Genomic DNA, 7,132 nt, shown 5'->3' with positions numbered 1-7,132 from the left:
GTCGGCGAACGCAGCGCCGCCCGCGCCTTTTCCGCGGCGGCTTCGCAGCGGGTCATCACCGCGTCCACGCACGATTCCACCGCGGTGCGCTCGGCCCGCTCCGCCGCGGATTCCCGCGTCGATGCGCGGCCGTCGAGAATTGCCGACGCCTCCCTGGGTCGGCCGAGATTCCAGATCAGGTTCGCTGCCCGCACCGTCGCCCAGTGATGTCCGTCGGGGTCATCCACGCCGATCCCGCCGAGGATCGCCTCCGCAGCGGCGCCGTGGCCGCGTCCGGCCAGGCTTATCGCACGCAGGCCGACAGCCTCGCCGGCACCAGCATCGGCTGCGGCGGTGGCGAATCGGTCCGACAGGTCCAGGTCGAGCAGCGTCATCGCGAACCGGGCCGCCTCCAGGAACAGCTGAGGGTCGGGGGGAAGGTCTGATTCGAGCGCGAGCAACGCCCGGCGCACCGTCGCGTGCAGGTCGGCGTCGGGTTCCTTGGCCAGCCGTTGCGCCAGCTTGCCTCGGATTCGCGACAGAAACATTTCTCTGCCCGCGGCGCGCCGAAGCTCACCGAACAGCGGATGTGCCAGTCGGGCCATGAGCTTGGAGCCGCTGCGTTCCACGGTGACCAGATGCATCTGTTCTGCCGCCTCGAGATCGCGCCCGTTCACCAGATCGCAGAGCACGTCGACCGGCAGCGGCTCGTACTGCGACAACGTATCGACGACCAGCGCGACATCGGGGCTGAGTCGGCTCAATTGCCGATCGACCATGTCGCCCATGCTGTCCGACACCGCGACGCGTTCGTCCCAGATCCAGACCCCGGCGACCTGCCGTATCGCGCCGGCGGCGATCTGGTCCTTGAGCAACTGCCGCAGAAACAGCGCGTTGCCTCCGGTCAGTTTCCAGAACCGGTTGGCGCTGCGACTATCGACCACGCCACCAAGCGTGGTCTCGATCATGCGGTGGGTGTCCGGAGCCGATAACGGTTGGAGGTCTAGGCGGTTGAGCAGGTCATCTTTCCACAGCGCCGTAATTGCGTCTGGCTCGTCGCCGCCCGTGCGCACCGTGACCAGCAGCCGTGTCCCGCGGGCCTGCGCCAATTGGTGCACGACGTGTGCCGACAATCCGTCGAGAAGGTGGGCGTCATCGACCCCGATCAAGACACGGCCGTTACGTTGTTGGGTGACAAAGGAACTGACGATGCGTCGCACATCGGATATCGGGTCGGTGAGGTTGTCGCATATTGACGCGGTGAACGCGCCCAGTGGGAGCTGTCGCGCAGACTGGGTGCCCACAATCCAATATGTTCGCTCGCCTGACGCTTCGGCCTGGGCCAGCACTTCACGGGCGAGCCGGGTCTTGCCCACGCCAGCTGCTCCGACGATGACGGCGCCGGAGTAATTCCCAACTCGGCTGAGCGCACGGCGAATCGCGTCTAGTTCGTTGTCGCGCCCGGTCAGCGGGTCGCCGCTGATCACGGGCCGACTATAACCCGCGTGTCGAATTGGCGGCACGAATTCAGCAGCTATTTATAGGACGTGCCGTTGAAGCACTTCGAGGATTTCACCGCTTCGGACACCCTCGATGCGGCGCAGGAGGTCGCGGAGGTCGTTACGGCTGTTTGCAGGGTGTCAAGCCGTGCGGACGCTTCGGTGACGGGCTTTAGCCACCAATCGTCGCCGGTGAAGTCGCGATAATTCGAGAGATCGAACATTTCGGATGCTCTCCTAACGCTCTGAGGACTTTCGCAAACAACGTATGGCCCCCGTGGCTCGACAGCATGAGTAGTGGACTACCTCAGTTCTTCGTAATGCCGTGAAACACCTTCGCGCCGCCGAAGCGCTCATGCGCGCTCAGCCGAGGGTCTCCCAGAAGCGGGTGAGGGCCGCCGCGCCACGAACCGGATCTTGCACCATCCACCAGTGTCCGAGCCCGTCGAGCACTTCCGTGCGGGCACCGGCCCGCTCGGCCGCCCGGCGGCGGAAGTCGTCGGAGCCGACATAGTGATCTTCCGTGGCCAGCAGCGAAAGTCCTGGCCGGGCGGCGGCGTTCTCCAGGGCCCTACCCGCCTCGGCAATCGCGGGTTGGCGCGCCGAGCGGTATAGCAGCAGGATGGCCCGACCCATCTCCGGACCCTGGCCCGCGGCAATCTGCTCGGCAATGTTCGACGGAATGCCCAACGAAACCATCCGGTCGGTTCGGTCTTGGACCGTGCCGCCAAGCATGGTGTCGACCAGCTGCTCGCCGTCGCCGGGCGTCTGCCAGATCTGGGCGAGATCGTGCCACACGTAATCCGGGTCGAACAGCCCGACGACGTCGCTGACCCAGCTGCGCACCAGTTCGGGTCGATGCATGACCACGTTCACCACGTGGCCGCCGCCCCAGTCGTGCCCGACCAAGTGGACCGGTTCGTCGAAGCCCTCCAGCTCGTCTTCGAGCCAGTCCCGATAAGCCAGGTAGGTCGCGGAGAATCCGTCGGGCAGCGGCGCGCCGAATCCCGGTGGTGACAGCCGTACCACGTCGTCGCGTCCGAGGGCCTCGACGAGCGGCTCCCAAATTGCGGCAGTCTCCGGATTGCCATGCACCAGTACGATTGTCATGGTCGACATCCTGGCATGGCGAACCGGCGACGCGGGACTTCTTGGCGGGCGTTCATGCTGATTACTCCGACGGGCCAGCTACTTCAGCGCGTCGAGGCCGTGAATCACGTTGCCGACGGCCCAGATTGACGGTCGCAACCCGGTAGAGGAAGCGGGGATTGAGCAGCCGAGCAGGGGGATCGAGGAGCGCGGTAACCCGGAAGAACTGGCCGCCGACCACGGCATCTGACTCGCACGCGGCCTGTACCCAATCCACCAGACCGCTCGTCATGCGCATCGACGGTGTCCGGCGTCCTTCCACTTCCGGGAAAGCCAGGTCCGAGCCAGCCGCGATCTGCCAAGCCACACCAATCGATTTCGCTGTCGCACGGAAATATCGCCGGGCGAGGTCGTTAACACCTCGACGCAAACAGTTCCGTAGGGCCGCAGCGTCCAACGCCGCCACCGACATTCCCTGCCCATAAACGGGATTGAAGCTACATATCGCATCGCCGCAGACCAGCAGGCCAGCGGGGAATCGCCGCATCTTGTCGTAGCGTCGCCACTGGCTCGATGGCATGCGGTGTTGCACCACCGGTCCGATTGGCTCGCCGGCCCGCACTGCGGCCAGCAGGTGCGGCGGGGCGTATTCCCGGGCGAAGGAGAGCATTCCCGCCAAATCACGGGGCGGCTCACGCCCCACCATCCCGAAGACGGTAAATATCCACGAGTCGTTCTCGTAGCCGAGGAGAAACATCCCAGTAGGCCGGCCCGGCGCCGCGCCGATAAGGGACAGCTTCTCTTTCAGAGTGCCCGGCGGGATCCGAAGTCGCTGGCTGGCATAGGTCGTGTGCATGACGATGTGGTCCTCAGCCGGCCGCCCATACCCGAGACTTTCCAGAAACGCCGGGGTGTGCGCAGCGCGGCCCATGGCGTCCATGACTAGATCCGCCGTCAGCTCCTGCTCGGCGCCGCCGGCGCGGTCGACCACTCGCACACCGGTGACGCGTTCGCGATCCGTCGTCGACGTCAGCTCGGCCACGTCCTGGCCGCCGTGGATCGTCACGTTCCCGATCGCCCGGAGGCGCCGCCGGATGTGGTACTCCAGAAACGGTCTACTCGCCATGTACATCGCCGTCGCTTTGGGATCGATGGCTAACGTGCCGGACCGCAGAAACTCGTGGCCGCCGAAACACACGTACAGCTTGGACGCGTCCGCGTCGTCCCACACCGGCGCGCCGCCGGCAACCAACTCATCGAGAATCCCGGGAAAGAGCTCATCCAAGATCTGCGCACCGCTCGGCAGAAGAGCATGAACGTGCCGACCCTGCGGTACCCCCCGCCGATTGGCTGGATCGTCGGGCAGTACATCTCGCTCGACAACCGTGACGGTGCGGAAGAAGTCGGCGAACACCCTTGCAGCGAGCAGCCCGCCCATGCTTGCGCCCAGAACGATCGCACGCTCACCTAGCACCGGCATGACGACGCTCCAGCCTCGCGGTCGCGGGTTCTTCAGCCGAACCAGCAATGCCGGAAAGGTAGCAGGCGATTCACGGCATTGTCAGATATTGACCGATGTACAACGACTGGCCCGGACATCGTCACGGCCAGTCCGAGGTGGACCGGTTCATGAATCCGGCTGATGGCGCCTCTTCGACTCCGGCTGATGGCCCCTTTTCGCTCGCCCGCTTACGCGGGCTCGCTCATCGACTCCGGCTGATGGCTCCTCTTCGCTCGCCCGCTTACGCGGGCTCGCTCATCGTCGCGGCTGCCAGACCACGACTGCGGTGCTCTTGGGCACCACGGCGACGTCGCGTCGCTGGTTGGCCCGCAGCGCTTCGATCTCGGCGGCCATCTCGGTCAGCCGGGACTTCAACGCCTCGACCTGATTGGTCAACTCGATAACGCGTTTGATCCCAGCCAGATTGACGCCCTCGTCCTGAGACAGACGTTGCACTTCGCGGAGCAGCTCGACGTCGTGCTGCGAATAACGGCGCCCACCACCGGAACTGCGGCGGGGGCTGACCAGGCCGAGCCGGTCATAGGTACGCAGCGTCTGCGCATGCATGCCCGCCAGCTCGGCGGCCACCGAGATCAAAAAGGTCCGCGCCTCGTCCTTTTTGGCCATCAGCGATTACCTGCCCACCCGGCCCGTGGGTCGAAACCACCGGAGCGCTCGGCGACCGCGTAGGCCTCCAACGCCTCCTTCGCGGCGCCATCCAGGTTCGGCGGGACTGCGACTTTGACGGTGACCAGCAGGTCACCCTGGCCGCCGGAACGCTTGGGCACACCGCGTCCACGAACCCGCAGGATGCGGCCGTCGGCCGTGCCCTTGGGCACCCGAACACCAACCTTGCCGTCCAGAGTCGGCACTGAAAGCGTTGTACCCAAAGCTAATTCGGTGAAGCTGACCGGCACCGTGACGGTGAGGTCATCGCCGTCGCGGCCAAAGACCTTGTCCGGCGTCACGTGCACGGTGACATACAGGTCACCCGACGGGGCGCCGCGCAGTCCGGCCTCACCCTGACCGGCCAATCGGATCCGTTGTCCGTCCTCGACGCCAGGTGGGATCCGCACGTTGATGGTGCGGGTGCGGGTGGTGACACCGGTCCCCTTGCATTCCTCGCAAGGGTGCTCGATGATCGACCCGCTGCCGCGGCAGTCGGTGCACGGCTCGGAAAAGCCGAAAGCGCCTTGGTTACTGCTGATTACACCCGAGCCGTTACAGGTCGGGCACACCTTCGGACTGGTGCCCGGCCTGGCTCCGCTGCCGTGACAGTTCGTGCACGGCGCCGGGCTGGTCAGCCGCAGCGGCATCGCCACGCCCTTGGTGGCCTCCATGAAGCTCAGCTCGGCTTCGGTCTCCAAGTCGTTACCGCGACGTGGCCGGCTGGGACGCGGCGCAGCCCCGCGGCCGAACAAGCCGCCGAACAGATCGCCGATGTTGGTGCCACCGCTGCGGCCGGCGGCGTCGAACAAATCGTTGAGGTTGAACTCGGCCCCATCGGCGCTATAGCTGCCCCCGCCGAAGCCGCCGGCGAAGTCGCCGCCGTTGAATCGGCGACCGAATCCGCGTCCGGCGAACAGTCGACGGGTTTCGTCGTACTCCTTGCGCTTGGCCGGATCCGTCAGCACTTCCTTGGCCTCGGAGACGGCCTTGTACCGATCTTCGGCCGCCTTGTTGCCGGGGTTGCGGTCTGGGTGATTCTCGGCGAGCAGCTTGCGGGCCACCCGCTTGATCTCGTCTTGCTCGGCGTCAGGAGAGACGCCCAGCTCCTTGTAGAAGTCCTTTTCGACCCATTCGCGTTGGGCCATATCGCGTCACCCCCTCGCACCTTTCTGTTGTTGTCCTGTCCCGTCCGAACCGGTCGTTACGTGTCCGACGGCTCTGATTCTGCGTTGTGCTCACCCTCGTTCGCGTCGTTATCGACTGTGTCGACGGTCTCGGATTTGGCGGCCCCCTCGGTCCCGGCGTCACCGGTCGAGTCATCCGGGATGGTGTCCACCACCCCGACCAGCGCGTGCCGCAAAACCTGGTCACCCAGTTTGTAGCCGTGCCGCATCACGTTGCCGATCACCGGCTTCGAGCCCTCCGACCCGTCACCTTCGTGTTGTACGGCCTCGTGGAGCACCGGGTCGAAGTCGTCGCCCTCGGCGCCGAACGCCGTCAAGCCAAGCCCGGTTAGTGCGCCGAGCAATTTGTCGGCGACCAACTTCAGCGGCCCCGACTCGAGATCTCCGTGACTGCGTGCGCGGTCGAGATCGTCGAGCACGCCCAGTAATTGGGTGACGACGGAAGCCTTTGCGCGCTCGGCGGTCGCCTCCTGATCGCGCAACGCCCGCTTGCGGTAGTTGGCGTAGTCGGCTTGCACCCGCTGCAGATCGGCGGTCAGCTCCGCAATCTTGTCCGCGGTGGCTGCGCCGTGCTCCGCTTTCGTATCTGTGGCATCCGGCGCCGCCCCGCTGGGGGCGGCTCCGGAAGCCACGTGGCGTACTTGGCCGGTCTCGGGATCAATCCGCCGCTTGTCGGTGACGGTTACCTGTTCGCGTGGATTGGATTCGCTCACTGGGCCTCCCGGTCATCGTCGACCACCTCCGCGTCGACGACGTCGTCGGCGCCGCTCGCGCCGGCCTCACCGCTGCCGCCCGCCGCATGCTCGGCCTGGGTGGCCTCGTAAATCGCCTGCCCGAGGGCCTGCGATTCCTGGCCCAGCTTCTCCATCGCGGACTTGATCGCGCCGATGTCGGTGCCCTCCAACGCCGTCTTGGCTTCCGCCACCGCGGCGTCGACCTTGTTCAGCGTGTCCTCGGGGACCTTCGAACCGCCCTCAGCCTCGCGCTGCTCCTTGACGAACTTCTCCGTCTGGTAGACCAGCGTTTCGGCCTGGTTGCGAACGTCGGCTTCCTCGCGACGCTTGCGGTCTTCGTCAGCGTGCGCCTCGGCGTCCTTGATCATCCGGTCGATCTCTTCCTTGGACAGGCCGGAGCCCTCCTGGATCTTGATCGTGTTCTCCTTGCCGGTGCCCTTGTCCTTGGCCGTGACGTGCACGATGCCGTTGGCGTCG

At 65.8% G+C, this 7,132-nt stretch carries 8 protein-coding genes; all 8 read right to left on the bottom strand.

The window, feature by feature from the left end:
• Positions 1 to 1,466, bottom strand: a 1,466-nt coding sequence (locus VNW74_RS09450; protein WP_325676337.1) for an AAA family ATPase, incomplete at its 3' end; no start/stop codon positions are given.
• A 47-nt stretch (positions 1,467 to 1,513) separates the two neighbouring features.
• Positions 1,514 to 1,702 carry a hypothetical protein gene (locus VNW74_RS09445; RefSeq protein WP_325676336.1) on the bottom strand — a complete coding sequence of 63 codons (189 nt, stop codon included), beginning with the start codon at positions 1,700 to 1,702 and terminating at the stop codon, positions 1,514 to 1,516.
• Between the two features lie 139 nt (positions 1,703 to 1,841).
• Positions 1,842 to 2,588 carry an alpha/beta hydrolase gene (locus tag VNW74_RS09440; protein ID WP_325676335.1) on the bottom strand — a complete coding sequence of 249 codons (747 nt, stop codon included), beginning with the start codon at positions 2,586 to 2,588 and terminating at the stop codon, positions 1,842 to 1,844.
• A gap of 61 nt (positions 2,589 to 2,649) precedes the next feature.
• Positions 2,650 to 4,047 (bottom strand): 2-polyprenyl-6-methoxyphenol hydroxylase-like oxidoreductase, encoded by a 1,398-nt coding sequence (locus VNW74_RS09435; protein ID WP_325676334.1) that lies wholly within the window; start codon positions 4,045 to 4,047, stop codon positions 2,650 to 2,652.
• Between the two features lie 276 nt (positions 4,048 to 4,323).
• Positions 4,324 to 4,695: a heat shock protein transcriptional repressor HspR gene (locus VNW74_RS09430; protein ID WP_325676333.1), complete on the bottom strand. Its 372-nt coding sequence runs from the start codon at positions 4,693 to 4,695 to the stop codon at positions 4,324 to 4,326.
• Positions 4,695 to 5,882, bottom strand: a complete 1,188-nt coding sequence (dnaJ, locus tag VNW74_RS09425) for a molecular chaperone DnaJ (RefSeq protein ID WP_325676332.1) — start codon at positions 5,880 to 5,882, stop codon at positions 4,695 to 4,697. Before dnaJ ends, VNW74_RS09430 begins: the two co-directional genes overlap by 1 nt.
• Before the next feature lie 56 nt (positions 5,883 to 5,938).
• Positions 5,939 to 6,634, bottom strand: a complete 696-nt coding sequence (gene grpE / locus VNW74_RS09420; protein WP_325676331.1) for a nucleotide exchange factor GrpE — start codon at positions 6,632 to 6,634, stop codon at positions 5,939 to 5,941.
• A partial coding sequence (locus VNW74_RS09415) for an Hsp70 family protein (protein WP_325676330.1) occupies positions 6,631 to 7,132 on the bottom strand: 502 nt, incomplete at its 5' end. The genes grpE and VNW74_RS09415, both read right to left, overlap by 4 nt.

Source organism: Mycobacterium sp. (assembly GCF_035570115.1).
Lineage (GTDB): Bacteria > Actinomycetota > Actinomycetes > Mycobacteriales > Mycobacteriaceae > Mycobacterium.
This window is presented reverse-complemented; position numbering and strand designations above follow the sequence as displayed.

Coding starts and splice junctions, on each gene's coding strand:
- VNW74_RS09445 (WP_325676336.1), bottom strand. CDS start 1,702: ATGTTCGATCTCTCGAATTATCGCGACTTCACCGGCGACGATTGGTGG.
- VNW74_RS09440 (WP_325676335.1), bottom strand. CDS start 2,588: ATGACAATCGTACTGGTGCATGGCAATCCGGAGACTGCCGCAATTTGG.
- VNW74_RS09435 (WP_325676334.1), bottom strand. CDS start 4,047: ATGCCGGTGCTAGGTGAGCGTGCGATCGTTCTGGGCGCAAGCATGGGC.
- VNW74_RS09430 (WP_325676333.1), bottom strand. CDS start 4,695: ATGGCCAAAAAGGACGAGGCGCGGACCTTTTTGATCTCGGTGGCCGCC.
- dnaJ (WP_325676332.1), bottom strand. CDS start 5,882: ATGGCCCAACGCGAATGGGTCGAAAAGGACTTCTACAAGGAGCTGGGC.